This is a genomic window from Streptomyces sp. NPDC049541 (assembly GCF_044465725.1).
Lineage (GTDB): Bacteria > Actinomycetota > Actinomycetes > Streptomycetales > Streptomycetaceae > Streptomyces.
On record NZ_JBITLY010000001.1, the window covers coordinates 483,039 to 509,240 of the forward strand.

The 26,202-nt window shown below is 70.3% G+C and carries 24 protein-coding genes; 9 read left to right on the forward strand and 15 right to left on the reverse strand.

Features of this window, described 5'->3' with window-relative positions:
• Nucleotides 1-39: 39 nt before the first annotated feature.
• Entirely contained in the window at nucleotides 40-876 is an 837-nt protein-coding gene (locus ACIBW9_RS02195) for a DeoR/GlpR family DNA-binding transcription regulator (RefSeq protein ID WP_398950336.1), read from the reverse strand.
• A gap of 161 nt (nucleotides 877-1,037) precedes the next feature.
• Between ACIBW9_RS02195 and ACIBW9_RS02200 the strand changes: the two genes are divergently transcribed.
• Nucleotides 1,038-2,477 carry an FGGY-family carbohydrate kinase gene (locus ACIBW9_RS02200; protein ID WP_398950337.1) on the forward strand — a complete coding sequence of 480 codons (1,440 nt, stop codon included), beginning with the start codon at nucleotides 1,038-1,040 and terminating at the stop codon, nucleotides 2,475-2,477.
• A 67-nt stretch (nucleotides 2,478-2,544) separates the two neighbouring features.
• Nucleotides 2,545-3,159, forward strand: a complete 615-nt coding sequence (locus tag ACIBW9_RS02205) for a histidine phosphatase family protein (RefSeq protein WP_398950339.1) — start codon at nucleotides 2,545-2,547, stop codon at nucleotides 3,157-3,159.
• 74 nt (nucleotides 3,160-3,233) lie between these two features.
• On the opposite strand, the gene ACIBW9_RS02210 is transcribed toward ACIBW9_RS02205, so the two are convergent.
• Nucleotides 3,234-4,139 carry a helix-turn-helix domain-containing protein gene (locus tag ACIBW9_RS02210; protein WP_398950341.1) on the reverse strand — a complete coding sequence of 302 codons (906 nt, stop codon included), beginning with the start codon at nucleotides 4,137-4,139 and terminating at the stop codon, nucleotides 3,234-3,236.
• A 14-nt stretch (nucleotides 4,140-4,153) separates the two neighbouring features.
• Between ACIBW9_RS02210 and ACIBW9_RS02215 the strand changes: the two genes are divergently transcribed.
• On the forward strand, nucleotides 4,154-4,324 hold the full coding sequence (locus ACIBW9_RS02215) for a tautomerase family protein (RefSeq protein ID WP_398952059.1): 171 nt from the start codon (nucleotides 4,154-4,156) through the stop codon (nucleotides 4,322-4,324).
• A gap of 142 nt (nucleotides 4,325-4,466) precedes the next feature.
• Here the strand turns inward: ACIBW9_RS02215 and ACIBW9_RS02220 are convergent, their stop codons facing one another.
• The 8 genes from ACIBW9_RS02220 to ACIBW9_RS02255 all read right to left on the reverse strand — a co-directional run bounded on the left by ACIBW9_RS02220 (nucleotide 4,467) and on the right by ACIBW9_RS02255 (nucleotide 13,116).
• Nucleotides 4,467-5,108, reverse strand: a complete 642-nt coding sequence (locus tag ACIBW9_RS02220) for a superoxide dismutase (RefSeq protein WP_398950343.1) — start codon at nucleotides 5,106-5,108, stop codon at nucleotides 4,467-4,469.
• Nucleotides 5,109-5,211: 103 nt separating this feature from the next.
• Nucleotides 5,212-6,594, reverse strand: a complete 1,383-nt coding sequence (locus ACIBW9_RS02225; protein ID WP_398950345.1) for an amino acid permease — start codon at nucleotides 6,592-6,594, stop codon at nucleotides 5,212-5,214.
• 113 nt (nucleotides 6,595-6,707) lie between these two features.
• On the reverse strand, nucleotides 6,708-7,604 hold the full coding sequence (locus ACIBW9_RS02230) for a TauD/TfdA dioxygenase family protein (protein WP_398950347.1): 897 nt from the start codon (nucleotides 7,602-7,604) through the stop codon (nucleotides 6,708-6,710).
• A gap of 13 nt (nucleotides 7,605-7,617) precedes the next feature.
• Nucleotides 7,618-8,958, reverse strand: a complete 1,341-nt coding sequence (locus ACIBW9_RS02235) for an LLM class flavin-dependent oxidoreductase (RefSeq protein WP_398950349.1) — start codon at nucleotides 8,956-8,958, stop codon at nucleotides 7,618-7,620.
• Between the two features lie 133 nt (nucleotides 8,959-9,091).
• Nucleotides 9,092-9,808: an ABC transporter ATP-binding protein gene (locus tag ACIBW9_RS02240; protein WP_398950351.1), complete on the reverse strand. Its 717-nt coding sequence runs from the start codon at nucleotides 9,806-9,808 to the stop codon at nucleotides 9,092-9,094.
• Nucleotides 9,784-10,626 carry an ABC transporter permease gene (locus ACIBW9_RS02245; protein ID WP_398950353.1) on the reverse strand — a complete coding sequence of 281 codons (843 nt, stop codon included), beginning with the start codon at nucleotides 10,624-10,626 and terminating at the stop codon, nucleotides 9,784-9,786. Before ACIBW9_RS02245 ends, ACIBW9_RS02240 begins: the two co-directional genes overlap by 25 nt.
• 5 nt (nucleotides 10,627-10,631) lie before the next feature.
• Nucleotides 10,632-11,699, reverse strand: coding sequence for an ABC transporter substrate-binding protein (locus tag ACIBW9_RS02250; RefSeq protein WP_398950355.1), 1,068 nt, complete (start codon nucleotides 11,697-11,699; stop codon nucleotides 10,632-10,634).
• A 250-nt stretch (nucleotides 11,700-11,949) separates the two neighbouring features.
• Complete coding sequence (locus tag ACIBW9_RS02255) at nucleotides 11,950-13,116, reverse strand: ROK family protein (RefSeq protein ID WP_398950357.1); 1,167 nt, start codon at nucleotides 13,114-13,116, stop codon at nucleotides 11,950-11,952.
• A 423-nt stretch (nucleotides 13,117-13,539) separates the two neighbouring features.
• Here ACIBW9_RS02255 and ACIBW9_RS02260 point away from each other — a divergent pair, with 423 nt between their 5' ends.
• Nucleotides 13,540-14,118 (forward strand): biotin transporter BioY, encoded by a 579-nt coding sequence (locus ACIBW9_RS02260; RefSeq protein WP_390691892.1) that lies wholly within the window; start codon nucleotides 13,540-13,542, stop codon nucleotides 14,116-14,118.
• Here the strand turns inward: ACIBW9_RS02260 and ACIBW9_RS02265 are convergent.
• On the reverse strand, nucleotides 14,102-15,436 hold the full coding sequence (locus tag ACIBW9_RS02265) for an FAD-binding oxidoreductase (RefSeq protein ID WP_398950360.1): 1,335 nt from the start codon (nucleotides 15,434-15,436) through the stop codon (nucleotides 14,102-14,104). The genes ACIBW9_RS02260 and ACIBW9_RS02265 overlap by 17 nt on opposite strands.
• 81 nt (nucleotides 15,437-15,517) lie before the next feature.
• The gene (locus ACIBW9_RS02270; protein ID WP_398950362.1) at nucleotides 15,518-16,249 is read right to left on the reverse strand and encodes an LPXTG cell wall anchor domain-containing protein; all 732 of its coding nucleotides are present in this window, start codon (nucleotides 16,247-16,249) and stop codon (nucleotides 15,518-15,520) included.
• A gap of 259 nt (nucleotides 16,250-16,508) precedes the next feature.
• Here ACIBW9_RS02270 and ACIBW9_RS02275 point away from each other — a divergent pair, with 259 nt between their 5' ends.
• The gene (locus ACIBW9_RS02275; protein ID WP_398952061.1) at nucleotides 16,509-18,305 is read left to right on the forward strand and encodes a protein kinase; all 1,797 of its coding nucleotides are present in this window, start codon (nucleotides 16,509-16,511) and stop codon (nucleotides 18,303-18,305) included.
• A gap of 36 nt (nucleotides 18,306-18,341) precedes the next feature.
• Here ACIBW9_RS02275 and ACIBW9_RS02280 read toward each other — a convergent pair whose 3' ends face one another.
• Nucleotides 18,342-19,769 (reverse strand): amino acid permease, encoded by a 1,428-nt coding sequence (locus ACIBW9_RS02280; protein ID WP_398950364.1) that lies wholly within the window; start codon nucleotides 19,767-19,769, stop codon nucleotides 18,342-18,344.
• Nucleotides 19,770-19,985: 216 nt separating this feature from the next.
• Here ACIBW9_RS02280 and ACIBW9_RS02285 point away from each other — a divergent pair, with 216 nt between their 5' ends.
• Complete coding sequence (locus ACIBW9_RS02285) at nucleotides 19,986-20,471, forward strand: ribose-5-phosphate isomerase (protein ID WP_398950366.1); 486 nt, start codon at nucleotides 19,986-19,988, stop codon at nucleotides 20,469-20,471.
• Nucleotides 20,472-20,692: 221 nt separating this feature from the next.
• Nucleotides 20,693-21,502: an Fpg/Nei family DNA glycosylase gene (locus ACIBW9_RS02290; RefSeq protein WP_398950368.1), complete on the forward strand. Its 810-nt coding sequence runs from the start codon at nucleotides 20,693-20,695 to the stop codon at nucleotides 21,500-21,502.
• Nucleotides 21,503-21,509: 7 nt separating this feature from the next.
• On the opposite strand, the gene ACIBW9_RS02295 is transcribed toward ACIBW9_RS02290, so the two are convergent.
• Nucleotides 21,510-22,739: a GNAT family N-acetyltransferase gene (locus tag ACIBW9_RS02295; protein ID WP_398950370.1), complete on the reverse strand. Its 1,230-nt coding sequence runs from the start codon at nucleotides 22,737-22,739 to the stop codon at nucleotides 21,510-21,512.
• Between the two features lie 162 nt (nucleotides 22,740-22,901).
• On the opposite strand from ACIBW9_RS02295, the gene ACIBW9_RS02300 reads away from it, so the two are divergent.
• Together ACIBW9_RS02300 and ACIBW9_RS02305 are read left to right on the forward strand one after the other, a co-directional pair.
• Nucleotides 22,902-24,092, forward strand: coding sequence for a PP2C family protein-serine/threonine phosphatase (locus ACIBW9_RS02300; protein WP_398950373.1), 1,191 nt, complete (start codon nucleotides 22,902-22,904; stop codon nucleotides 24,090-24,092).
• Nucleotides 24,093-24,096: 4 nt separating this feature from the next.
• Nucleotides 24,097-24,576: an HD domain-containing protein gene (locus ACIBW9_RS02305; RefSeq protein ID WP_398950375.1), complete on the forward strand. Its 480-nt coding sequence runs from the start codon at nucleotides 24,097-24,099 to the stop codon at nucleotides 24,574-24,576.
• A 19-nt stretch (nucleotides 24,577-24,595) separates the two neighbouring features.
• On the opposite strand, the gene ACIBW9_RS02310 is transcribed toward ACIBW9_RS02305, so the two are convergent.
• Complete coding sequence (locus ACIBW9_RS02310) at nucleotides 24,596-25,771, reverse strand: acyltransferase family protein (RefSeq protein ID WP_398950377.1); 1,176 nt, start codon at nucleotides 25,769-25,771, stop codon at nucleotides 24,596-24,598.
• Nucleotides 25,772-26,202 lie beyond the last annotated feature (431 nt).

Here is a 26,202-nt window from a genome sequence, read left to right on the forward strand (position 1 = left end):
GGGAGTCTCCTGTCTCGAGGCCGCACCGGGAGGCGCGGATCACGTGGCTCCGGCTCGGTCGTCGCCGTCCTTCGTGGCGCAGACCTGATAGGTGACCTTGTGCTCGTCCAGGTCCCGCAGCGCCTGAGCCGACGCCCCGTCGTCGACGAGGAGCAGGTCGAAGCGGGAGAGCGGGGCGACCCGGTGCAGGGCGGTGCGGGCGAGCTTGGTGTGGTCGATCAGCAGGACGTTGCGGGCGGCCGAGTCGAGCATCGCCCGCTTCACCGACACGATGTGCTGCTCCTGGTGGTAGGCGTAACCCCCGTGCACGGCGGACGTCGACGCGAAGCACACGTCCACCCGCAGCGACTGCACCGCCTCCACGCAGGACACCCCGAGGAACGACGAGTGCAGTGGGTCGTAGTCGCCGCCGAGGGCCATCAGATGGATGCCCCGCTGGTCGGCGAGCAGGTTGATCGCCTCCAGGAAGTTGGTGACGACCGTCAGCGGGGTGATCTCGCCGAGGCGCAGCCTGCGGGCCAGCTCCAGGGTGGAGGTGGAGTCGTCCAGCATGATCGCCATGCCGGGCTCTATCGACCTCAGCGCCTGCTCGGCGACGGCGGCCTTCTGTGCCCGCATGGTCTTCAGCCGGTACTGCACGTTCGACTCGAACACCCCGGACGGCTGGGCGGTCACCCCGCCCCTGAACTTTCTCACCAGGCCCTGCCGCTCCAGCTCGTCGAGGTCCCGGTGGATGGTCATCAGGCTCACCCCGAACCGCTCGGCGAGCTCCGCAGCGGTCGCCGAACCGTCGGCCAGGACCAGCTCGGCCATGGCGGCCTGCCGGGCCGCGGGCCCCTGCTGGTGCGCGCTGCCGGCGCTGCTGTTGCTGCTCATCGTGTCCCGATCAGTCGTCCTGCGGTGCGGCCGAGGAAGCGCCGGCGGTCGTGTCCCGAGGGTGTAACGGCGGAAGATGGCCGTCAATCCCTCGCGCAGGCGAAAATCTCAGTGCAGAGTGTGAAGTTCACATCCCGGGTCGCGATCCGTGGGAGGTCCGCATGGGATACGAGGGCGAGGCGTGGCTGGGGATCGACCTGGGCACGCAGAGCGTCCGTGCGCTGCTCGTCGCCGCCGACGGCACGGTCCTCGGCGCCGGCTCGGCCCCCCTGGCGGGGGTGCGGGACGGGGTGCGGCACGAGCAGGATCCGGGGGAGTGGTGGCCGGCGGTGTGCACGGCCGCCCGCGTCGCCCTCCGGGAACGGCCTTTCCGCATCGGCGGGCTCGCGGTGTGCGGGACCTCCGGGACCGTGCTGCTCACGGATGCGGCGGGGCGGCCGGTGAGCCCCGCCCTGATGTACGACGACGGGCGGGCCTGGGCCGAGGCGGAGCGGCTGCGGGGGGCGGGGCTCACGGTGCAGAACACCTGGGGGCTGCCGAAGGCACTGTGGCTCCTGCGCACGCACGGGCAGGGGCGCATCACCCACCAGCCGGACCTCGTCGCCGCCCGGCTGGTCGGCCGTCCCGTTCCCACCGACTCCAGCCATGCCCTCAAGACGGCCTACGACGTGGAGGGCGACGCCTGGCCGGACATCCCCGGCGCGCCCGAACTGCCCGAGGTCGTACGGCCCGGCACCCCGCTCGGCGAGGTCTGCCCGGCCGCCGCGGACGCCACCGGCATCCCCGCCGGCACCCCGGTGATCGCCGGGATGACCGACGGCTGCGCGGCGCAGATCGCGTCCGGCGCGCTGCGGCCGGGCTCCTGGAACTCGGTGCTCGGCACGACGCTCGTCCTCAAGGGGGCCTCTTCCACCCCCGTCCGCGATGCGACGGGCGTGGTCTACAACCACCGTGCACCGGACGGCAGTTGGCTGCCCGGCGGGGCGTCCAGCGTGGGCGCGGGCGTGCTGGCCGCCGCCTTCGCGGGCGCCGACCCGGCCGCGATGGACGCACGGGCGGCCGCCCATGAGCCCTCGGGTGCGGTCGCGTACCCGCTCGTGTCGCCCGGCGAACGCTTCCCCTTCTTGGCCCCGCAGGCCTCCGCCCTGGTCCTGGGCGAACCCGAGGGGGAGGCCGACCTGTGGGCCGCGCTGCTCCAGGGCGTCGCCTTCACCGAACGCCTCTGCCTGGACTACCTCGACCACCTGGGCGCCCCGCTCGCCGGCCCCCTCACCTTCACCGGCGGCGGCGCCCGCAGCCCGTACTGGAACCAGCTCCGCGCCGACATCCTCGGCCATTTCGCCCGCGTACCGGAACAGACCGAACCGGCCCTCGGCATGGCCGCCCTGGCCGCCCACGGAACGGGCGCGGGCCCCCTGACGGACGTGGCCGACCGCATGGTCCGCATCCACGCCGTCCTCGAACCCCACCCCGACCGCACCGCCCTGTTCGCCGAGCCGTACGCCCGCCTCGTCGACGAACTGTCGGCCCGCGGCTGGCTGCCCTCCCCCGTGGCGGCACACGCGCACGAACGCCTCAACCGGAACACTGCGCCCTCATGACCACGACCCGTCTCCCCGCCGGTGGTGCCCACGCGCATTGGTCCCTGGGCCGGGATACTGCGGGTTCATGACCACGACCCTGTTGCTGGCCCGTCACGGCCAGACCGTGTGGCACGCGGAGAACCGTTACGCGGGGGTGAGCGACGTCGGTCTGACCGAGACCGGCCGTGCCCAGGCCGAGGCCCTCGGGCGCTGGGTAGCCGCTCATCCCGTCGACGCCATCTGGACCTCCACCGTCTCCCGTGCGATCGTCACCGCCGAGCCCGCCTGCCGCGCCCTCGGCCTCATCCCGCACCGCGAAGCCGACCTGCGGGAATGCGACTTCGGGGTGCTGGAGGGCCGTACGCTCGCCGAGTTCGCGGCCGAGGATTCGACGGCGGCGGAGGCCTTCCGTGCCGACCCCGTGGCCCACCCCTTCCCCGGCGCCGAGGACCCGAGGGCCGCGGCGCACCGGGGCGCCGCCGCCCTGCACCGCATCGCCGCCGCCCACGAGGGCGGACGCGTCCTGGTCGTCGCCCACAACACCCTGCTCCGGCTGGTCCTCTGCGACCTGCTGTCCATCCCGCTGGGCGACTACCGCCGCGTCTTCCCGCAACTGCGGAACGCCGCGCTCACCGAACTCCGGATGAGCGCCGGGTCGGTCGGGCTGATCTCGCTGAATGTCCCCCTGGCTGCCTCGTAGCCCGGTCAGGTGCGAGCGATCACGGGTATGCCTTCGGCTTGTCCATGCCTGGCGCCCTTCCTGTGCGGTGTGGGTCAGCGCTGCGATCCGGACTCGTCCGCGGACAACCGCTCCGGTGCCGTGCCCTCGGTGACGCTCAGGTCCTGGCTTCCTATGACGGACAGCAGTTCCAGCTGCTCGGCTCCCCGGCTTCCGGGCGGCGCGGTGAACCACAGCAGGCGTTGGCGTCCGTCCTCGCTGAGCAGGTTGTAGCAGTCGAGTTCGATGACGCCGAGCGTGGGGTGGACGATCTTCTTGTGGTCCATGCGGCGCACCGCGACGTCGTGGGTGTCCCAAAGAGCCGCGAACTCCGGGCTACGGCGACGTAGCACGGCGACCATCTTGGTGACCTCCGCGTCCCGGCCGCGCCGGGCGGCCGCTGCCTGGAGGTCGGCCACGAACACCCGGGAGTGGTGCGGGTGGTCCTCGACGGGGTACCTCTCGCGGGCCTCCCGGTCGGTGAACCAGCGGTACACGAAGCTGGCTGCCGGGCCGCGGTGTGCCGGGGACCTGCCGAGCAGGCTTCGGGCCAGGTCGTTCTCCACCAGCGTCTCGTGCAGGTCGGTGATGACGCGCGCGGGGGTGTTGGACAACCGGTCCAGGAGCCCGAGCAGCGCGGGCTGCACGTGTGCCGACGGTCCGTGTGCCGTCGGGGGGACCGGCCGCTCGGCCAGGTGAAACAGGTGGTCGCGCTCGTCGCCGTTCAGGCGCAGGGCTCGGGCGAGGGCGGCCAGGGTCTGGGCCGAGGGCTGCACGCCGTTCTTCGCGCCGCCGCGTTCCAACTCGGTGTAGTAGTCGGCCGACAGCCCCGCCAACTGGGCGACCTCCTCACGGCGCAGCCCGGGGACGCGCCGACGCGGGCCCTGGGGGAGACCGACCTCGGCGGGGCGGATGCGGTCGCGGCGGGTCCTGAGGAAGGCACCGAGTTCCGGAAGGTTCACCCGTTCAGGAGGAGATCGTCACCCGCACCACCGAGCTGTACGTCGAGATCTACGGCGAGCGCGCCCGCAACAACACCATGGTTCTGGTGGAAGAGGTCGCCGACGGCGGCTGGGGCATCTCCGGCAACGTGCTGACCCTCGCCATGCTCGGTGAGGCGACACCGACCGACACCAGCGACGCCTGACCGCGGAGGGCGACCCGCCCCCCGCTTATGGAGGCGCACAAGCAAGGCCCTCGCGAGTCACGTCCTCGCGAGGGCCTTCCTCTTCATCCGCCCGCTCCGTGAAAGGTGAGAAGACGATCACGAGGCAGGACGCTTCACGGGGTCACGGGGCCGGCAGCAGTACCTCCGCACGGGACTTCGCGGCCTCGTAACGGCGGGCCACGTCCTGCCAGTTGACGACCCGCCACATCGCCTCGACGAAGTCCACCTTCTGGTTGCGGTACTGGAGGTAGAAGGCGTGCTCCCAGGCGTCGAAGACGAGGATCGGCACCGAGCCCTGCCCGACGTTGCCCTGGTGGTCGTAGACCTGCTCGACGATCAGCCGGCCGCTCAGCGCCTCGTACGCGAGGACGCCCCAGCCCGAGCCCTGGGTGGTGGCGGCGGCCTTCGACAGCTGCGCCCGGAAGCCGGCGAACGACCCGAAGGACTCGGCGATGGCGTCCGCGAGCTCGCCCACGCCGTCCGCCGCCAGCGGCTCACCGCCGCCGTCACCGGTCATGTTCCGCCAGTAGATCGAGTGCAGGATGTGCCCGGACAGATGGAACGCCAGGTTCTTCTCCAGACCGTTGACCGCCGCCCATGACTCCTTGTCCCGCGCCTCCGCGAGCTGCTCCAGCGTGTCGTTGGCGCCCTTCACATACGCGGCGTGGTGCTTGTCGTGGTGCAGCTCGATGATCTCGGGACTGATCACGGGCGCGAGCGCGGAGTAGTCGTACGGCAGGTCAGGAAGCGTGTAGACGGGCATGGGGGTCCCCTCCGGAACTCTTATTGCAAGTAACTTGCAACTACACGCTAGCAACAAAAAGCCCCCGTGCGTACACGGGGGCTTCGTCGCGGGGCGGCTGTCGTCAGTGCCTGGCCCGCTGCCAGGCGTATCCCACCGCCGCGAGGACGGCCGTCATCCCGCCGGTGGAGTAGAGCTGCACCCGGGTGCCGGGCTCCCGGGCCATCAGGACGAAGATCGCCGCCATGGCCGCCAGCGCCACCCAGGTCAGCCACGGGAACGCCCACATCCGGACCACCAGCTTCTCGGGTGCCTGACGGTTCAGCCGGGCCCGCAGCCGCAGCTGGCTGACCGCGATGAAGATCCAGACGACCAGGATCACCGCCCCGATCATGTTCAGCAGCCAGGGGAAGACGTCGTCCGGGCGCCAGTAGCTGAGGACGACGCAGACGAAGCCGAAGACCGAGGAGGCGAGGACGGCGATCCGTGGCACCCCGCCCGACACCCGGCCCAGCACCTTCGGACCCTGGCGGCGCTCGACGAGCGAGTAGGCGATGCGCGAGGAGCCGTAGATGTTGGCGTTCATGGCCGACAGTAGGGCGACCAGGACGACCACGTTCATGAGCTGACCGGCGCCCGGGATGCCGAGGTGGTCGAGGGCGGCGACGTACGGGCCCTTCTCGACGACCTCCTTCGAGTCCCAGGGGACCAGTGTCACGATGACCGCCATCGAGCCGATGTAGAACAGCGCGATGCGCCACATCGCGGTACGGACGGCGCTCGCCACGCCTCGCACCGGGTCCTGCGACTCGGCCGCCGCGATGGTGACGGTCTCCAGGCCGCCGTACGCGAAGATCGAGGCGAGCACGCCGACGATCAGGCCCTCGCTGCCGTTCGGCAGGAAGTGGGTGAGGTTCGCCGTGCCCGGGGCGTCCGTGCCGGGGAGCACGCCCGCGATGGCGAGGACGCCAAGGACCAGGAACAGGCTGATCGCGCCGACCTTCAGGGCCGCGAACCAGAACTCGAACTCGCCGAAGTTCTTCACGGCGGCCAGGTTCGCGACACAGAACACCACCATGAACAGGGCCACCCAGCCCCATTCGGGCGTGTGCGGCAGCCAGCCCGTCACGATCTTCGCGGCGCCGATGCCCTCCAGGCCGACGGCCGTGCAGAGCAGCACCCAGAAGGACCAGCCCGCGGTGAAGCCCGCCCACGGGCCGATCGCCCGTTCCGCGTGCGCCGAGAACGAACCCGACGACGGATACGCGGCCGACATCTCGCCGAGCATCCGCATCACCAGCATCACGAGGAGACCGGAGAGGGTGTAGGCGACGACGATGGAGGGTCCGGCGGCGGCGATCCCGGCGCCGGAGCCGACGAACAGACCGGCGCCGATGACCCCGCCGAGGGCGATCATCGACAGGTGGCGCTGCTTGAGGCCGTGGGACAGGGTGGCGTCGGCGTCCGCCTGCGGCGGCGACTCGACCTCGGTGGTGCTGCTGGGCATGGGCGCGGCTCGTCCAGTCCATGAGATGGGCAAAAACGCCCACAGTCTGGGCGGCCTCTCCGCTCAGAAGGAGAGACCGCCCATTATCCGGACGGGCCCGGTACGTACTGTGACTATGCGGCTACGGAGGTGTAGTGCGAGGCGTCGCCCTCGATCGAGTAGCTCTCCTTGCCCTCGATGCCGACCGGGATGTCACCGGCGACGGTCACCCGGTGCAGACGGCGCGGCAGACCGTCGTAGTTGTCGACGGCGTAGTGCTGGGTGATGCGGTTGTCGAAGAGGACGAGCTGGTTCTCCGACCAGCGGTGGCGCAGGATGTTCTCCGGCCGGGTGACATACGCCTGCAGCAGATCGAGGATCTTGCGGGACTCGCCCGGCGACAGGCCCACGATGCGCTGCGCGAACCCGCCGATGAACAGCCCGCGCTCACCGGTCAGCGGGTGCACGCGGACCACCGGGTGGACCGTGCGGTACTTGATCGAGGTGAACTGGGCGCGCTGGGCGGCCTGCTGCTCGTCGAGCTCCTCCTCCGGTACGGCGTAGTCGTAGTCGTTGGTGTGCTCGGCCCACAGCGTGTCCGCCAACTGGCGGAGCGATTCGGGAAGCTGGCGGTAGGCGGCCGCCGAGTTGGCGATCAGGGTCTCGCCGCCGTACGGCGGGATCGTGATCGAGCGCAGGGTGCTGGCCTGCGGTGGGTTCAGCACGAAGGTGACGTCCGTGTGCCAGTGGTTGGCGGCGCGGCCGCGCTCGCTGTCGACGGGCAGGACGTTCGGGACGCCGTCCACGGAGGAGACCGTCGGGTGGGCGGTGGTGATGTCGCCGAGGTGGCGGACGAAGGCCTGCTGGCCCGCGTCGTCGAGGTTCACGTCCTCGAAGACGAGCGCCTTGTGGACGTTGAGCGCCTCGCGGACGGCGGCGGTCGTCTCCTCGTCGAGCGGCTTGGAGATGTCGATGCCGGAGATGCGGGCGCCGATGTGGGCGGTGACCTTCTGGATGTCGATGCTTGACACGGGAGGGGGCCTTTCAGACGAGGACGGGTTCCTGGGTGGAGTACTGGTTGGCGGGGCGGGGGAGGCCGTAGCGCTCCCGGAGGGTCTGGCGGGGGCCGTACTCGGTGCGGAGCAGGCCTCGGGCGCGCAGGATCGGGACGACCTGCTCGACGAAGGCCTCGAGACCGGAGGGCAGCACGGCGGGCATGATGTTGAAGCCGTCGGCGGCGCCCTGCGTGAACCACGTCTCGATCGCGTCGGCGACCTGCTCGGGCGTGCCCGCGAAGGTGAGGTGGCCGCGTCCGCCGCCGAGCCGGCCGACCAGCTGCCGGACGGTGAGGCGCTCGCGCCGGGCGAGTTCGACGATCAGCGTGTAGCGGCTCTTGGCGCCCTCGATGGCGTCCTCGGGCGGCAGATCGGACGGCAGCTGGGCATCCAACTCCAGCGATCCTGCGGGGAGTTGGAGAAGGCGCTCCAGGCGGTCCACGCCGTGCGTGTACACGATGTGGTCCTCCAGGACCTGCTCGTTCGCCCGCGCCTCGGCCTCCGTCGACCCGATGACGGGCACGATGCCGGGCAGCACCTTGATGAGCCCGGGATCCCGGCCGACGGCCGCCGTACGGGACTTGAGATCGGCGTAGAAGGCCTGGGCGTCGGCCAGGGTCTGCTGGGCCGTGAACACGGCCTCCGCGTAGCGCGCCGCGAACGCCTTGCCGTCCTCGCTCGACCCGGCCTGCACGAGCAGCGGGTAACCCTGGGGCGAGCGGGGCACATTGAGGGCGCCCTCGACGCTGAAGTACGTCCCCTTGTGCCGGGGCGGATGGATCTTCGCGTCGTCGCCCCAGACGCCGGCCGCCTTGTCACCGACGATGGCGTCGTCCTCCCAGCTGTCCCAGAGCTTCAGCGCCACGTCGAGGAACTCGGCGGCGCGGGCGTACCGGTCGGCGTGGGCGGGCTCGTGCTCCAGACCGAAGTTGCGCGCGGCCTCGGCACCCGCCGTGGTGACGATGTTCCAGCCGGCGCGGCCGCCGCTGATGATGTCCAGGGAGGCGAACCTGCGGGCCAGGTTGTAGGGGGAGTTGTACGAGGTGGAGGCGGTGGCGATCAGCCCGATTTGCTCGGTGGCCGTCGCCAGCGCGGTCAGCAGGGTGAGCGGCTCCAGGGCGCCCGCGGGGCGCTGGGCGAGATTGCCCCACAGCTGCGGCCCGTCGGCGAGGAAGAGGGAGTCGAAGCTGCCGCGCTCGGCGATCCGGGCGAGCCGCACATAGTGGTCCAGCTCGACGTGCGCATACGGATCGCTCTCGGGCAGCCGCCACGAGGCTTCGTGATGGCCGGTGCTCATGAGGAAGGCGTTGAGGTGAAGCTGGCGGGGCATGAGGTGTCCTTTTGGGCAGGTTTCGTTCCGGTTCTGGCGAGTGCCGGTCGCGGCACTTCAGCCCGTCCGGCGTGTGAGGACGAGGCCGTTCAGGCCGAAAAGCGGGGGCCTGGGGGCGGCAGCCCCCGGACGGTCACCCCACCCCCTCGGTGACACCCAGCGCCGAGAGCAACCGCTCCCGGTACTCGCCGCGCGCCCCGGCATCTCGCTCGATGGCCAGATCGACCGAGATCCGCCCGGAGTCGAGCACAAGCACCCGATCGGCGAGCACGATCGCCTCGTCCACGTCATGGGTGACCAGCAGCACGGACGGCTGATGCCGCTTCCACAGCTCCCGCAGCAAGGCGTGCATCTTGATGCGCGTCAGTGCGTCCAAGGCCCCGAACGGCTCGTCGGCCAGCAGCAGTTCGGGCTCCCGGACCAGCGACCGCGCGAGCGCGGCCCGCTGCGCCTCGCCGCCGGACAGCTCGCTCGGCCAGGCCCGCTCGCGGCCCTTCAGGCCCACCTCGGCGAGGGCCTCGCGGCCCTTCCGCTCGGAGTCCCTGCCGTCCAGGCCGAGGAGTACGTTGTCCAGGACCCGGCGCCAGGGCAGCAGCCGGGAGTCCTGGAAGACCACGGACACCTGCTCCGGGGCCGTGAGCTGCCCGCTGCCGGTGACCTTGTGGTCCAGGCCCGCGATCGCCCGCAGCAGTGTGCTCTTGCCGGAGCCGCTGTGCCCGAGCAGGGCGGTGAACTGTCCCGCCGGGATGTCGAGGTCGATGCCGTCGAGCACGGTCCGCCCCTCGAACGACCGGGTGAGGCCCCTGAGCTGGACCGCAGGGCGGGTCAGCTGCTCAGTGTGCGGCGCCATGACAGCACCCTCCGTTCGATGAGACGGACCGCGCTGTCGGAGACCAGGCCGAAGATCCCGTAGACGAGCAGGCCCACGAGGATGACGTCGGACTGGCCGTAGTTCTGGGCCTGGAACATCATGTAGCCGAGCCCGCTGGTGGCGTTGATCTGTTCGAGGACCACCAGGCCCAGCCAGGAGCCGGTCACCCCGAGCCGGAGTCCCACGAAGAATCCGGGCAGGGCGCCGGGAATGACGATCTGGCGGATGAACCGGAAGCGGGCCAGCCCCTGCACCTCGGCGAGTTCGACGTAGCGGCTGTCGATGCCGGACAGCGCGGCGTGCGTGTTCAGATAGATCGGGACATAGACGACGATCGCGATGATCGCGATCTTGAACCCCTCGCCGATGCCCAGCCAGAGGATGAACAGCGGGATCAGACCGAGGGTCGGGATCGCCCGGTTGAGGTTCACCGTCCCGTCGATCAGCGCCTCGCCGACCCGGCTGAGGCCGGCCGCCAGCGCCAGCACGACCCCGGCGGCGAGACCGATGGTGAAGCCGTACGCGGCCCGTTCGAGGGAGGTCAGGATGTCCGTGGGCAGCGTCCCGGCGCTCCACAGCCGGCCGGCGGTCCACAGCACCGTCCAGGGCGTGGGGATCGCGGCCGGGTCGAGTCGTCCGGCGGCCGAGGCGGCGGCCCACAGGGCGAGGAAGAGGGCGGGGCCGATCAGCCGGGAGGCGGGGAGCCGCCTGCCGGGGGACAGGCCGCGGCGGCGCCGTACGGGACGGCTCTGCTCCTGAACCTGCGCCGGGAGTGCGGTGGGCGTGGTGGTGGTCATCGCGGTCACCTCCGGTACTCCGCAGGCACGGCCTTGGCGGCGATGGACTCGAAGCGGTGGTCGAAGAGCGAGGAGACGTCGAACTTCTTCACGAAGCCGCCCTCCGCCAGCAGATCGGCGGTCTCCTGCTCCCACTTGATCGCCTCGGCCCAACTCGGCGGGAACAGAGGCTTGTTGGCGAGTTTGCTGATGCCCCGGGCCTGCGCGCGGGTCAGGTTCTGCGTCTTGACGTAGAACTCCTCGTTCCAGGCGTCGGGGTTCTCGTAGATCCAGACCTGGCCCTTGGCCCAGTACGGGATGTACGCGGCGACCGCGGCGGCCTTCGCGGGGTCGTTGAGCACGGAGGCCGGCGCCCACAGCAGGTTGAGGAGGTCGACGACGTCCGTGGTGATGGCGTGGGCGCCCTTGGACGCGTACTGCCCCAGATAGGCGGGCGCCTGCTGGTTGGGGAGCGGCGCGATGTCCACCTGGCCGGACTGCAGGGCGGTCAGGAACTGGTTGCTGGTCAGCGGGACGAGGTCGACCTCGTCGTACTTGAGGCCCGCCTTCTTCAACGCCCGCAGGAGCACGACACCCTGGGCCTGGCCCTGCGAGAAGGCGAGCTTCTTGCCCTTGAAGTCCGCGACCGACCGGATGTCGCTGCCTGGCTTGGTGACGAAGAGGTAATTCGGCTTGCGGGTGATGTTGATTGCGACGATCTTCGCGTCGAAGCCCTGGTAGTGCGCCTGGATCGGCGGGATTCCCGCATTGTTGGCGACGTCCAGGGATTTGGCGCGGAAAGCGTTGATCACATCCGGTCCTGCGCCGATGTTCAGCCAGTTCGACACCTTGAACGGCAGGTCGCCCAACTTGGCCAGCTTGAACTGGAGTTGTTCGGTGTTCTGATACGAGGCGATCTTCAGGCTCGTACCGGCCGGAACCCTGTCGGCGAGCGGCGCGGTCGAGACGCCCTTGCTGTCGGCGGATGCACTGCCGCCCGCGCAGCCGGTCAGACCGGCGACACCGGCTGCGGCGCCGAGCACTGAAGTGAGAAAGAGCCGTCGGTCGAGACCGGGCCCGGGAGAAGAAGGCATGGCAGGACTCCGTGAGGCGGGAAGGAAAGTGAGGAAAGAAAGGAAAGCGAGGAGAGAAAGGCATGCGGAATTCCGGGCGACCGGACGGTCGGAGAGAGGAATTCACACAGCAGGAAATGAGCGCTTCACACGCGGCAACGTGTCAGCAACAAAGGGTGCGACAGCTCACGATCGGGCTCATGAGTACGATGCTCCTGGTCGGCGCCGAGCCCTGTCAATATTCGGCGATTCTGAATTAAATAGCCTCAGGTCAAGCGGCCAGCGGATCCCGGTAGAGCACGTCGAGGGCAACCGAACCGCCCGCCACCGCGAGCACCGAATCCGGGAAACTCGTCGGCACCACGGCCGCCGCACGCTCGTCGCCGACCCCCTCGCGCAACGCGTTCAGGCAGTCCTCCCGGTGGATGATCCCGACCTCCGTCACGACCACCGTCTCCGGATTGAGCACATCGAGCAGCAGCCGCGCCGCCCGCCCGATCGCTCCCGCCCGCTGCACCAGCAGCCGTACGGCCTCGGGATCGTCCGCGGCGGCCGCCGCGACCACATGCATGGGGTTCACGCCGTCCGTCACGCCCGCCTCCCGAGCCCGCCGGCACAGCGTCCGCTCGCTCAACTCGGCCTGCAGGCAGCCGGTCCGCCCGCAGGCGCAGGGCTCCGTGCCCCCCGGCACCGGCAGATGTGCGATGGCGCCCGCCTGGGAGCGGGGCCCGTGGTGCACCGCGTCATGGGTGGCGAACGCCGCGTCGACGACGTTGCCGACGAACAGATGCAGCATGCTCCCGCTGCCCCGCGCCCGCCCGAACAGCCGCTCCGCGTTGACCAGCGCCCTCGCGTGGCCGTCCACATGGACCGGCAGCCCGGTGCGCTCGCCGAGCACCTCCCGCACCGCCACCTCCCGCCAGCCGAGCAGCGCGTGCTCGACGACGGTCCCGGACTCGCGGTCCACCCAGCCGCCGACGGCCACGCCGACACCGAGAGCCCTGCAGCGGGGGTTCCGGGCCAGCAGCGCCCCGAGCCCCTCGGCGGCCCGGGACAGCACCCAGCCGGGATCGGTGCGCTCGTGCTTCAACTCGCGCAGTGCCACCACCCGGCCGCGCAGATCGAGCAGTGCGACCGTGGTGTACGGGACCGCCACATGCACCCCGCCCACCACGAACCGGGAGTCGTCCAGATCGACGGGGACATGCGGGCGGCCCACCCCGTTCGAACGCCGGGGCACGGCCGACTCGCGGATCAGGCCCAGTTCGGCGAACCGGGCGCAGTAGTCCGTCACCGACGCCGGCGAAAGACCGGTCAGCCGGGCGATGGTGCTGCGGGCCACCGGACCGTGCTCCAGCACGGACCGCAGCACGACGCTCGCGCTGGCGCGGCGACGGGTGGAAGGGGACGTCAGGGTGGATGCCGGGGCAGAGGGCATGGGAGACCGTCCTCGGGAACGGGGCCGACACGTCTCGGAGGTCGAGGCGTGCCGCGGCCCGCCTCACACCGGACGGCGACAGGTGGCAGCACCCTGGCGTCGCAGGTCGACATAGCGACGCGACGTGAAGTTCCGGGCCTGGGCAACCATGGCTCGAAGGGTAGGCCAGAAAAGGTGAATCCGGCCAGACCGCTAGGATTCATTTGGTGAGACCCCACAGACCTGCCCGCGTCCCGCTGGGTGAGCACGGCCTCCCTGCCTCAGTGACCGGTATCACGCGAAACCCCGTGTAACCAGCACTGTTTGTTCGAAGCCCACCAAGCTCGCGTTCCAGCCTTTGTCGACCGCTGACGGTGATCGGCTCGAGGCGGCCGGGATAGCGTCACCGTGTCCCAGCATGTCCCCGTCACCCGCGGAGTCCCCATGAGCACCGCCGCCGCCACCGCCCGCCCCCGCGAGGTCCTCGCCGACCTGCTGCCCGCCTCCCGCGTCCGGGACGTGGCACTCGTGCTCGGCGGCGCCGCGCTCACCGGCCTCGCGGCCCAGATCTCCGTGCCCGTGCCGGGCTCCCCGGTGCCGGTGACCGGCCAGACCTTCGCCGCGCTGCTGGTCGGCACGACTCTCGGCGCGAGCCGTGGCCTCGCCTCGCTCGTCCTGTACGCGCTGGCCGGTCTCGCCGGTGTGCCGTGGTTCGCGGGCGGCAGCTCCGGTGTCTCCGTCTCCTTCGGCTACATCCTCGGCATGCTCCTCGCCTCCACCGTCGTGGGCGCCCTGGCGCGCCGCGGCGCCGACCGCTCGGTGCTGCGCATGGCGGGCACCATGCTGCTCGGCGAGGCGATCATCTACGCCGTCGGCGTCCCGTACCTGGCCTACGCCGCCGACATGTCCGCGTCCGCGGCGATCGCGGCCGGCCTCACCCCGTTCCTGATCGGCGACGCTCTCAAGGCCGCCCTGGCGATGGGCGTCATGCCCACCGCCTGGAAGCTCATCGACAAGCGCTGAGGTTGTAGTTCCTGCGGAAGAGGTTCGCCGGGTCGTACGTCGACTTCAGCCCGGCGAGCCTCTTCAGCGTTCCGGCGTCGTACAGCCCGTCCGTCCGGTCCCCGGCGCCGAAGGCGAAGTTGAGCGCCCGCCCGAGCGTGACCGGAGCGAGCAGCGCGCACGCCGGATCCAGCACCGCGCGCGCCGCGTCCCGGTCGCCCACCGTCAGCAGCCGCACCAGGAACCGCCCTTCGCGGTACGGCACCGAGTTCGGCGCGGGCCGGGCGAGCGCCCCGCCCAGGTGGTTGATCTGCAGGACGCACATCGGACCACCCGCATCCGGCCCGGTGGCGGCGAGCACCTCACCGGCCCGCTCCACGTCCAGCTCGCACAGCACCGCACTGTCCCCGTAGTACGCATGAGGGAAGTCGGGGTCGCTGTGGATGGTGCGGCTCTCGGCATACGGCATCTCGCGCAGGGAGTCGGCGAGCACGGGCCCCAGCTCACGCAGCGGGGCGACGAGTTGCTCACTGTCGGCCCCGGTGTACGCGACGCGCACGGAGACGACGTACCGACCCCGCAGCTGCGGCGGCAACGCCGGCACGTCCGGATACGGTACGGCCGCGAAGGACGAGGTCAGCCCCTCGGGCACGGTCCGCGTCCACTGCTCGTACGCCCGCAGCAGGGCCGCCGGGTCGACCTGGCGGCCGTCGAACGCGAGCGAACCGCCGTAGAGCGTCCGCACGGGTACGAGGCCGATCTCCAGCTCGGTGACGATGCCGAAGTTGTGGCCGCCGCCGAGCAGGGCCCAGTACAGGTCGGGCTCGGACTCCCGGGTCACGCGCCGGAGCCGGCCGTCGGCGGTGACGAGGTCCAGGGAGCGGACATGGTCGGCCGCGTATCCGAACTCCCTGGCCAGGATGCCCAGCCCGCCGCTCAGTGTGTAGGAGACGGCGCCGACACTCGGCGCGGAGCCGTTGAGCGGGGCCAGACCGTACGGCTCGGCGGCCGCCACGACCTGCCCCCAGCGGACGCCCGCCTGGAGGCGCGCGGTGCGCGCCCCGGGGTCTACGGTCACCCGGTCCATCCGCCTGGTCGTCACCAGCACCCCGCCCGTGGACGGGCCGGGCAGCCCGTGCCCGGTGGCCTGGACGCCGACCGGCAGACCGTGTTCGGCCGCGTACCTCACGGCGGCGATCACGTCCTCGGCCGAGGCGGCGGCGAAGACGACGGCGGGGCGCTGGGCGAACCCGGTCTGGAAACCGGCGAGTTCGTCGTCGTAGCCGGGGTCGCCGGGACGGAGGGTGAGCAGGTCAGCGGTGTGGTCGACGGAGTTCATGGAACGCATCGTGCCCGCATAACCTGACAAGGACCGTCAGGTTATGCGGGCGAAGCGGCGACCGGTGCGCCCCGAGGGCGCTCAGCCGCGCAGCCGCTGCGGGGCCGGCCGCCGGGAGGACCACCACAGCCCCGCCGCACCGGCCGCGATCAGCGAGGCACCGGCCGCCCCCAGCGGCAGGACATCGCGCCCGACACCGGTCTTGGGCAACTCCTTGCTGCCGCTCGGGCCCACCGGCTTGTTGTCGGTGCCGAGGAGCAGCGGGGTGGCCGGGGCGTTCGGCGACGGATTGGTCGTACCGAACGGAACCGGGCCCTGCTGCCAGTACGTCTTCTTCCCGTCACCGGACTGCACGGGAAGGCAGATCTTGCCGGTCTTGCGCACGTCGAATGTGGCGTCGACGGCAAACGACTTCGACTTGCCGGCCGCGAGATTGTCGATCGGGCAGGAGAAGCCGCTGTTCGAGCCCGCCGGAAGGTTCTTTTCGTCAATCCGGGAGCAGCCTTGAACACTTTTGACCGTGAGACCGTCGAATCCGACGACCAGAAGCTGGATCTTTCCGCTGTCCTTGGTCCCCCCGTTCTTCACCGTGGCGGTGAGAGCCGTTTTCTGCGAGCGGTTGTCGACCGAGATCCTGGAGGGCAGGAGCGTGGTCGGCTTCACGCCTGCCGGTGCCTCGTCGACGGCCTTTCCCCCCTTGCTGCTGCCCGGCCCCTGGTCGTCCGCGCTGGCGGTGAAGGAAAGGATCATCACCGCCGAAAAAGATGCCGCGACCAGCGATCCCGCGATGGTCGTCGTGCGACGAGAACTCATGTTCACATCCCCCTTGGCTGCGCCTGAATTCGCAGTACTTGAAGAGCTACCACAAGATTTCTCCGCACTATGCTGGTATGCCATGAAGTGTGACCATTGTGTTTCAGTCGGGATGCGGTCGAGATAACTGAGGTATTCGAGAGAATTTCGGTGGCTGAGGGGGTGCGGCGGATTGCCGGGGAATACGAGGAGCGGCGGAGTCCCAGGGCTCTTGGTGACGGGACGCTATCGGCTGGTCGAAAGCATCGGCCAGGGAGGAATGGGGCGGGTGTGGCGAGCCGTCGACGAGATGCTCGACCGCCCGGTCGCCGTCAAGGAGATGCGCATAGACGGCCTGGACGCGGAGGACTCCCGCACCCGCCGCGAACGCACGCTGCGGGAGGCCCGGGCCACCGCCCGGATCGACCACCCCAATGTCGTGCGGGTCTACGACGTCGTCGACGAGGGCGAACGCCTGTGGATCGTCATGGAGTTGGTCGTCGGCCGCTCCCTCGAACGGATCACGGTGGAGGAGGGGCCGCTGGTACCGGGTGAGACGGCACGGATCGGGCTCGGTCTGGTGGCCGCGCTGCGTCAGGTGCACGCACGCGGTGTCCTGCACCGGGACATCAAACCGGGGAACGTCCTGGTCGAGGAGAACGGCCGGCGCGTCGTCCTCACCGACTTCGGCATCGCCGCGATCCAGGACGCCAAGGCCCTCACCATGGTCGGCATGCTCGTCGGCTCCCCCGACTACATGGCCCCCGAACGGATCTCCGGCCGCCCCCAGGGCCCGCCGTCGGACGTGTGGTCCCTGGGCGCGACACTCTGCGCGGCCCTGGGCGGCCGTTCCCCCTTCTCCCGCGACACGACCCTGGCCACCCTGCACGCGGTCCTCTACGAGGAGCCCGAACTCCCCGCCGCGGCCGGCCCCCTGCGCGAGGTTCTGGCAGCCCTGCTGGAGAAGGAACCGGCGGTCCGCCCGGCCCTGCCCGACCTGGAGGAGGCCCTGCGCCGGGTCGCCTACCCGGCACCACGACCGACGGATGCGGAAGAGCCGACCGAGCCCCAGGAGCCACCCGGGACCGAACCGCTCGAGGGTGCCGATCCGGGCCCCGCGGGTGCCGAAGCCGAGCCCGAGCCCGAGCGGCCCGGCGGGGCCGAAAGGCCCACCCCGGCCTACCTGGACACCCGTCTGATGCGCGCCGCACGCGACCCCGGGCGACCCGCGCCCGCCTCCGTCGAGGACGCGGTACCCCAAGGACCGACCTACGACTTCCGCCGGGAACAGCCCCCGGCCCCGTCCCCGGAAGCACCTTCCGCCCCTCCCGCACCCCCGGTACCCGTGCGGCTCCCGAACGCCTCCACCGAAGTCCCCTCCGAACCGCGCTCGGAGGCCCGCTCCGAGACCTCGTCCGCCAACCCGGCACCTCGGACCGGCCCCGAGGTCCCTCACCGCAGTCGCCGACGCGCCGTACTCGTGGCCGCGGGCGGCCTGTTGGCTGCCGGTGCCCTCGTCGCCGTATTCCTCCTGACGAACTCCGGATCACCCGGCGGTAACCACGCAGGCTCCTCGACCACGCCGACGACGTCCGCCTCGACACCCCCCGACAGCCCGTCGCCCACCGTGGAGGGCACGTCCAGGCCGCAGAGCCTGCCTCCCGGTGCGCATCGGGAGGCAGGCGGGTTCGCGTGGGCGCCGCCGCGGGGCTGGCGGCGGGATCTGAAGACGGGGGCCGAGGTGCACTACACGTCACCCGACGGCACACAGGAACTGGTCGCCAAGTCGTCCCTCGCCCGCGGCGACCTGATGGAGACCTGGCAGAAGTCGGAGCAGGCCGCCCACCAGGGCCAGGACTACCGGAAGGTCCGCCTGGAGAGGACGACGTTCCGCGGCAACCCGGGCGTGGTCTGGGAGTACACCTTCACCATGAAGGGCGCCCCCTGGCACGCCCGGCTGCTGGGCTTCGACCAGGACGGGAAGTCCTACCAGATCAACACCTGGTACCAGCCGGAGACCGAAACCCGCGCCCTCAAGACCTACGACAGCGTCAGGGACAGCTTCACGGTTCTGTGAGCGGTTCTGTGAGCGGTGCGGCGAGGGCCGTCGGCGTCAGCCGGCCTTGACCTTGTCCTGCCCTCGCACCTCCGCCGAGGCCGCGCCCGCGACAGCGGCCCGGCCGCCCCCGCGCACCTTCTCCTTCACCACGGCGACGACCAGCACGACCGCCGCGACCAGCAGCGACAGCAGTACGGTCTCGCGCCCGTCGTGCTCCGTGTCCGTGAGCATGTAACCGAGCACGAACACGATCAGAGCGGCCGTCGCCCAGGTCAGATACGGGTACAGCCACATCTTCACGACCAGCTTCTCCGGCGCCTCGGCCTGGATGATCTTCCGCATCCGCAGCTGCGAGAAGCAGATGACCAGCCACACGAACAGCGCCACCGCACCACTGGAGTTGACCAGGAAGAGGAAGACCGAGTCCGGGAACTTGTAGTTGAAGAACACGGCGACGAACCCGAAGACGACGGACGCGACGATCGCGGCCAACGGAACGCCCCGCGAGGTGGTCCTGGCGAAGGCCTTCGGCGCGTCGCCGCGCTCACCGAGCGAGAAGGCCATCCGGGAGGCCGTGTAGAGACCCGAGTTGAGACAGGACAGCACCGAGGTCAGCACGATGAAGTTCATGATCTGACCGGCGTGCGCGATCCCGAGCGAGTCGAGGGCCGCGACGTAGGAGCCCTGCTTCTTGATCGACGGGTCGTTCCACGGCAGCAGGGTCACGACGACGAGGATCGAGCCCAGGTAGAAGACGGCGATCCGCCAGATGATGCTGTTGGTCGACTTGGTGACGGCCCGCTGCGGGTCCTCCGACTCACCGGCGGCCAGCGTCGCGATCTCGCTGCCCATGAAGGAGAAGACGACCAGCAGTACGCCCGTGAGGATCGCGCCGGGCCCGTTGGGCAGGAAGCCGCCGTGGCCGGTGAGGTTGCCCAGGCCCGCCTTGTCGCTGTCGACGCCCGGCAGCACCCCGAAGACCGCGAGCCCGCCGACCACGATGAACGCACCGATCGCGACGACCTTGATCCCCGCGAACCAGAACTCGAACTCGCCGTAGGAACCGACCGAGACGAGGTTGGTGGCGGTCAGCACCGCCATCACGATCAGGGCCCAGCCCCACTGCGGAACGGCCGGCACCCACCCCGCCAGGATCTTGGCCCCGGCGGTGGCCTCCACCGCGAGCACCACGACCCAGAAGAACCAGTAGAGCCAGCCGATGGAGAACCCGGCCCAGCGGCCGAGCGCCCGGTCCGCGTGCGCCGAGAACGAGCCGGAGGTCGGGTTGGCGGCGGACATCTCGCCGAGCATGCGCATCACAAGGACGACGAGCGTGCCGACGAGGGCGTACGACAGGAGGATGCCCGGTCCCGCGGTGGCGATACCGGAGCTGGAGCCGACGAAGAGGCCGGCGCCGATGACGCCACCGATGGCGATCATCGACAGATGGCGGTTCTTCAGTCCGGCCTGGAGACCAGTCATGGGGAATTCCTTTGCGCCGGGTGAGCGGTCCCGTACGGGTCGCGTACGAGTTGGTCCAGTGAAACGGAGGCAAAGGAATTCGTGAACCTTTGAATCCAGATCGTTACTTGAGGTTTCCTTGAGGTTCCTTGGTCGGGGTCGTTGTGCTGGATCCCCTTCCCTCCCGGCCGCCACCCGAGGCTGCTGCCCGGAAACAGCCATGTCACACTCGGAACCATGCGCGTGTATCTCGGCTCCGACCATGCGGGCTTCGAACTCAAGAACCACCTCGTCGAGTGGCTCAAGGCGGCGGGCCACGAGCCCGTCGACTGCGGCCCCCACATCTACGACGCCCAGGACGACTACCCGCCCTTCTGCCTCCGTGCCGCGGAGCGGACGGCCGCGGACCCCGACGCCCTCGGCATCGTGATCGGCGGCTCCGGCAACGGCGAGCAGATCGCGGCGAACAAGGTCAAGGGCGTCCGCGCGGCCCTCGCCTGGAGCGAGGAGACGGCCTCCCTCGGCCGCCAGCACAACAACGCCAACGTCGTCGCGGTGGGCGCACGCATGCACACCCAGGAGGAGGCGACCAAGTTCGTCGAGACCTTCCTGGGCACCCCCTTCTCCGAGGACGCCCGCCACATCCGCCGAATCGACATGCTCGCGACCTACGAGACAACGGGCGACCTGCCCCCCATCCCGCCCCACCACCCGCAGCAGTAATTCTCAGCCCGTCCGGCGCCCGAGCTTTCAGCCCGTCCGGCACCCGAGCTTTTCAGCCCGTCCGGCGTTTGAGGACAAGGCCGTCAGGCCGATGGGGGTCCAGGGGGCGAAGCCCCCTGGGCGGGGCCGAAGGGGCGGCAGCCCCTGGGGACGGGAACGGGTAAGGGCGGCGGGGGCGAACAAACCCACGTCCGCCCACCCGCAGACGAACAGGAGCCACCGTGCCGGAGGGGCACACGATCCACCGCCTGGCCAAGGACTACGCCACGAGATTCCTCGGCACGAGCCCCCACGTCACCAGCCCCCAGGGCAAGTTCTCCGACGCGGCACAACTCCTCGACAGGGCCGAACTCACCCACACCGAAGCCCACGGCAAACACCTCTTCCTAGGCTTCCGGGACACCGACTGGGTCCACATCCACCTCGGCCTCTTCGGCAAGGTCACCTTCGGCGAGGCCCCACCACCCCCACCCACGGACACCGTCCGCCTCCGCCTCGCGAACAACACCGCATACGTGGACCTCCGCGGCCCCACGACCTGTGCCCTCATCACGGACACCGAGAAGAACGCGATACACGCCCGCCTCGGCCCCGACCCCCTCCGCGAGGACGCCGACCCGCAGACGGCGTACCGCCGAATCTCCCGCAGCCGTACGACGATCGCCGCCCTCCTCATGGACCAGAAGGTGATCGCGGGCGTCGGCAACGTCTACCGCGCCGAGGTCCTCTTCCGCCACGGCATCGACCCCTACCGCCCCGGCAGGGACGTCACACCCGCCGAGTGGGACGCGATCTGGTCCGACCTGGTGGAACTGATGCACGAGGGCGTCCGCAACAACCGCATCGACACCGTCCGCCCGGAACACACCCCCGAGGCGATGGGCCGCCCGCCCCGCGTCGACGACCACGGCGGTGAGGTGTACGTCTACCGCCGGACCACCCTCCCCTGCCACATCTGCGCCGCCGAGATCCGCACCGCAGACCTCGCCGCCCGCAACCTCTTCTGGTGCCCCACCTGCCAACAGCGCTGACGCGGCGCTAGAACCCGTGCGGCAACCAGGGCGCCACCGCCGAGCCGAACGCGAGCGACGCCTCCGCCAGTGCGCCCTGGCGCAGCTCGCGCACCCTGCCGGCCGCCGCCAGCGACGCCAGCGGGACCCCGCCGAGGTACGCCGAGCCCAACTCCCGTACGGACAGGGCGAGGTCGGCGGCATCCGCCGTACGCTCGCAGGACGCGCCCTTCGGGTCGCCGGTCAGCCGCCAGCGGCCCTCGTTCCAGGGGCAGAAGGCGTCCTCGACCTCCAGCACCACGTCCACCGGCACCTGATACGTGCGCGCCTGCAGCGCGGCGCCGACGTCCACCAGCCGTATGTGCAGCGAGTCCCGGACCAGCAGCGAGCAGCGGCGGATGTCGGACACCATGTGCTGCCACGGCTCGTCCAGCGGCCGCCGCCGCGCGTCGATCCGCGTCGTCAGGTCGATCTCGAACAGGAACCGCCAGAGCGCCGCGTGCGCCGCCGGGTCCAGTGCCTCCACGTCCTGTGTGACGACCGTCCCCCTGGGGCCGGCGGCCTCCCAGTCCGCCTTGATCCGGAAGCGGGCGTACCCGACGACCTCGCCGTCCCGCTCCGCGAGCACGCACTGCAGCGGCGACGCACCGCCCCGCTCGCTCTCCGGGTCGAGCAGCCACAGCCGCTCCCAGCCCGGAATGCGCGCCACCATTCCGGGCCGCCGCGCGACCAGTTGGGCGTACACCGCCTCGCACGCGTCGAGTACGTCGGCCGGCTCCGCGTACCGCAGCCGTACGTCATCGGTGCCGGGCGGCACGGACAGCCGTACGCGAGTCGTGTCGATCTCGGCGTTGACGTGGTACGTCCCGACGCCGTACCCGAACCGTCCGTAGATCGCGGGTTCGGACGCCGTCAGGACGGCCAGCGGCTCGCCCCAGGACCGTACGTCGTCCAACTGCCGCCGCATCATGGACGTCAGCACCCCGCGCCGCCGGTGCGTCGCGGCCACCGACACCATGGTCACGCCCGCCGCGGACACCGCGGCCCCGCCGGGCACGGTCAGCCGGAAGGAGAACGCGCCCGCCGTCCCGACGTACGCCTCACCGTCCCAGGCACCGATGGAGCGGTCTGTCTCGGTGAGCTCACGAAACAGTGCCCGTTCCTCGGCCGGCTCCGGAATCCCGCCGAAGGCGCGGATCAGGTTGTCGTACCACTGGTCCCAGTCTTCCCGGCGCAGTACGCGCAAGTCAGTCCCCATGAACCATGCCTACCAGGGCATTGCGGGACAGGCGAGGGAATTTCGCCTTGGCGGGCCCGCAACGGCTTTCTGTGAAGTTCACTGTGAAGTTGAACCTCGGACGGGGGACAAGTGGGACCTCCCGTGCCAAGCAGCTGGTCCGATGGATAGGGTCCCGAACTAATGGCAGCAGGACGAGAGCGGCGCGCAGCAGCCGAGACGTTCACGGCCCGGTTGAAGATGCAGTGGCACCGGGTCCGCGTCGGCCTGCGCAGAAGCGCCGTGGACTACTTCCGGGGGGACGGCTCGGACTGGGTCGCGCTCGCCGGTCTGCTCCTCACCGTCCCGCTGATCGCCGCCGTCACGCTCGCCAACTCCGTCTGGTGCTCCCCGGCCGTACTGGTCCTGCCGATCGTCGCCGGCGGCCTGCTGCTGCGTCCGGCGAGCCTGCTCGGTCTGTACGCGGCCGCGGCCACGGCGCTGATCGTGGAGTCGGTGAAACTGGGGCCCTACACGGAGGGCCCTTCCCGTGTCACCCCTGGCGTCGTACTGGTGGTGGCCGCCTGCGGGTTCTTCGGCCTGCTCATCGCCCAGTTCCGCAGCCGGGTCGGCGTGCCCTGGCGGCGGGGCGGCACCATGCTCTTCGACCTGCGCGAACGCATCCGGGTGCAGAGCAAGCTGCCGCTGCTGCCGGTGGGCTGGCACCGCGAGATGGCGCTGCGTCCCGCGGGCGGCCAGTCCTTCTCGGGCGACTTCGTGGTCGCCGCCCGCACCAACGGCGGTCGCACCCTGGAGGTCGTCCTGACGGACGTCTCCGGGAAGGGCATGGACGCGGGCTCGCGCGCCCTGCTCCTGTCGGGGGCCTTCGGCGGCCTCCTCGGCTCCCTGCCCCCGCACGCGTTCCTCCCGGCGGCCAACGGCTATCTGCTCCGCCAGGACTGGGACGAAGGCTTCGCGACCTCGATCCACCTCGTCCTGGACCTCGACTCCGGTGACTACGAGCTCTACTCCGCGGGCCATCCGCCGGGTCTCCAGCTCAGCGCGGGCAGCGGCCGCTGGGAGGAGAAGGCGGCCGAGGGTCCGCTCCTGGGTGTGTACGACGGCGCGCAGTTCGACCCCGTGAAGGGCTCGCTGCGCCCCGGTGACGTGTTGATGCTGTTCACAGACGGCCTGGTGGAGACCTCCGACCGGGACATCGTCGAGGGCATCGACCGGCTCACGGGCGAGGCCGACCGCTATGTCGCCGGCGGCTTCCACGGCGCCGCCTGGCATCTCATCGAGGCGGTCGCGAAGGACGTCAACGACGACCGCGCGCTCCTGCTGATCTGCCGGGAGGGCCCGACGGCGACCTCCCAGCCGTCGACCCAGGGCTGAGCCGATGGCCGGGACCCCTCGCAATCCGATGACCCTCGCCGAGGTCGAGGCCACCGCCCGCGCCGCCCACGAGGGCCAGGCGGACAAGGCGGGACGGCCCTACGCCGAGCACCTCCAGGCGGTCGCCGAGGGCGTACGCACACGCGGCGGCGACGAGGACCAGACAGCGGCAGCCTGGCTCCACGACGCCGTGGAGGACGACGCCCTCTCCGAACAATGGCTGAACGAGGCCCCCCTGAGCGCCCGCACGAAGAACATCGTCCTGGCGGTCACCAAGCGCCCGGGGGAGAGCCCGGAAGCGTACGCCGAACGGATCCTGTCCACACCAGGCGCCCTGCTGGTGAAGGAGGCGGACCTGGCACACAACGCGGATCCGGCCCGCCTGGCCCGCCTCACCGACGAGGCAACCCGCCAGAGACTGACCGAGAAGTACGCCCACATGCGCGCACTTCTCGGCCTGGCCCAGCAGCCGCCTGGTCTTTAGGCGCGCGGGCAGCAACCGCTCAGGCGCCGGCCACCTCGCGTCCCCGCGCACCCTCAGCCACGTCCGCCTTGAAAGCCCACCTCATCTCGGGTTCCATCACGCACGTGAAGACCCGCCGCACCGGCGAACTGCACAACAACGTGACGGCCCCGGCAAAGACCACCGTCACCAGGATCTCCCCCGACGGCCGGTGCAGCCACTGCGGCTCGAACCAGCCGTAGAACTCCCCGGCCTTCACCAGGAACCCGTGCAGCAGGTACCCGTAGAGCGTGCCCGCGCCGAGCGCCGTGAACCACGTCTTCCGGCGCGGCACCCAGGCGAAGAAGCAGGCGGTCAGCAGCAGCGAGCAGCCGAGCATGGCGAGCACCATGACCGGTCCGGTCCACCACGGCGCGCCCAACTCCTGGGCGGAGTCCCGGTGGTAGAACCACGCGGTGTTCATCCGCGGCACCGCCCACCAGCCGACGGCCAGCGCGGTCGCGAAGACCGGCACCGCCAGAATCCGCATCCTCCGCGTGCGCACCATCTGGAAGTGCTCCGGCTTCATGCACAGGCCCAGCACGAAGTACGGCAGGAACTGCAGCACGCGCTGGAGGTCGAGGTCGTTGCCGATCTCCGGTGAGACCGATCCGAACATCGCGATGCCGATCGCGACGGGCAGCGGCCACCGCAGGGTCCTCCACAGCGGGGTGGTCAGCCGCCAGATGAACAGTGCGACCAGGAACCAGGTGAGGTACCAGGGGTCGAGCAGACTGACCGTCATGCTCGGATCGTGGTCGCCGTAGCGCTTGAAGAGGGTGTACGCGGTCTCGAAGACGACGTACGGCACGAGGACGCCGGTGATCAGTCGTCTGACGCGGTCGGGGCGCAGGTCGAAACTGCGCGAGAAGTAGCCGGAGATGATGATGAACGCCGGCATGTGGAAGCTGTACACCACCGTGTACGCGGCCTCCAGGATGCGGCTGTCCCCCTTCAGCGGCTCCCAGGAGTGGCCCATCGCCACCAGCAGGATCGCCAGGTACTTCGCGTTGTCGAAGAACGAGTCGCGCCGTTTGCCGGGTTTGGGGGGCTTGTTCGGCTGGCTCTGCTCGTTCTGCGGTGAGCGCGGACTCGGCACTCCCGACGCCGGTGACTGTGCCGGCGGGAGCGGCGCCCTGTTCTGGCCGTGCGGGTGCAACGAGTTCGCGTGAAACATCTGAGGCACCCTAGCGTCGTCTGTGGGTTTTCGTAAAACCCCCACGTGGTTCCCGTCAATTGGCTTCGAGTGCCCGCGATTAAGGGAAGTTGGCGACCGGGTGGAGATGACGGTCGGCACACCATTACATGTCCTGGTTGTCACGACTCGTCCTGACTAAACGGGGCATATGACTAGGGGGTGACTCCAGCGGAATGTCTGCTTCATTGGCCTTTCCAGGGTCCCGTGTTGGCCACTGTGCTGTGCCCGTGACAACAATTCGAAATACCTGCGAACGCGCTGTGTGGACATGGAAACGATCTCGCTGAATTCCCTGTGCGGGTGCACCGTCGAATTGCTGTGCGAGCAACGGGCGTTGGGGCTCCCGGACGTGCCGCGCCCGCATGGCTGAGGCAAAGGTCCGGCACAGGTGTGACCGACGTTGCCTCACC

Excerpts from the sequence above, each read along its gene's own strand:
- ACIBW9_RS02195 (WP_398950336.1), bottom strand. The coding sequence starts at position 876 with ATGAGCAGCAACAGCAGCGCCGGCAGCGCGCACCAGCAGGGGCCCGCG.
- ACIBW9_RS02200 (WP_398950337.1), top strand. The coding sequence starts at position 1,038 with ATGGGATACGAGGGCGAGGCGTGGCTGGGGATCGACCTGGGCACGCAG.
- ACIBW9_RS02205 (WP_398950339.1), top strand. The coding sequence starts at position 2,545 with ATGACCACGACCCTGTTGCTGGCCCGTCACGGCCAGACCGTGTGGCAC.
- ACIBW9_RS02220 (WP_398950343.1), bottom strand. The coding sequence starts at position 5,108 with ATGCCCGTCTACACGCTTCCTGACCTGCCGTACGACTACTCCGCGCTC.
- ACIBW9_RS02225 (WP_398950345.1), bottom strand. The coding sequence starts at position 6,594 with ATGCCCAGCAGCACCACCGAGGTCGAGTCGCCGCCGCAGGCGGACGCC.
- ACIBW9_RS02235 (WP_398950349.1), bottom strand. The coding sequence starts at position 8,958 with ATGCCCCGCCAGCTTCACCTCAACGCCTTCCTCATGAGCACCGGCCAT.
- ACIBW9_RS02240 (WP_398950351.1), bottom strand. The coding sequence starts at position 9,808 with ATGGCGCCGCACACTGAGCAGCTGACCCGCCCTGCGGTCCAGCTCAGG.
- ACIBW9_RS02245 (WP_398950353.1), bottom strand. The coding sequence starts at position 10,626 with ATGACCACCACCACGCCCACCGCACTCCCGGCGCAGGTTCAGGAGCAG.
- ACIBW9_RS02250 (WP_398950355.1), bottom strand. The coding sequence starts at position 11,699 with ATGCCTTCTTCTCCCGGGCCCGGTCTCGACCGACGGCTCTTTCTCACT.
- ACIBW9_RS02255 (WP_398950357.1), bottom strand. The coding sequence starts at position 13,116 with ATGCCCTCTGCCCCGGCATCCACCCTGACGTCCCCTTCCACCCGTCGC.
- ACIBW9_RS02260 (WP_390691892.1), top strand. The coding sequence starts at position 13,540 with ATGAGCACCGCCGCCGCCACCGCCCGCCCCCGCGAGGTCCTCGCCGAC.
- ACIBW9_RS02265 (WP_398950360.1), bottom strand. The coding sequence starts at position 15,436 with ATGAACTCCGTCGACCACACCGCTGACCTGCTCACCCTCCGTCCCGGC.
- ACIBW9_RS02270 (WP_398950362.1), bottom strand. The coding sequence starts at position 16,249 with ATGAGTTCTCGTCGCACGACGACCATCGCGGGATCGCTGGTCGCGGCA.
- ACIBW9_RS02275 (WP_398952061.1), top strand. The coding sequence starts at position 16,509 with ATGGGGCGGGTGTGGCGAGCCGTCGACGAGATGCTCGACCGCCCGGTC.
- ACIBW9_RS02280 (WP_398950364.1), bottom strand. The coding sequence starts at position 19,769 with ATGACTGGTCTCCAGGCCGGACTGAAGAACCGCCATCTGTCGATGATC.
- ACIBW9_RS02285 (WP_398950366.1), top strand. The coding sequence starts at position 19,986 with ATGCGCGTGTATCTCGGCTCCGACCATGCGGGCTTCGAACTCAAGAAC.
- ACIBW9_RS02295 (WP_398950370.1), bottom strand. The coding sequence starts at position 22,739 with ATGGGGACTGACTTGCGCGTACTGCGCCGGGAAGACTGGGACCAGTGG.
- ACIBW9_RS02300 (WP_398950373.1), top strand. The coding sequence starts at position 22,902 with ATGGCAGCAGGACGAGAGCGGCGCGCAGCAGCCGAGACGTTCACGGCC.
- ACIBW9_RS02305 (WP_398950375.1), top strand. The coding sequence starts at position 24,097 with ATGGCCGGGACCCCTCGCAATCCGATGACCCTCGCCGAGGTCGAGGCC.
- ACIBW9_RS02310 (WP_398950377.1), bottom strand. The coding sequence starts at position 25,771 with ATGTTTCACGCGAACTCGTTGCACCCGCACGGCCAGAACAGGGCGCCG.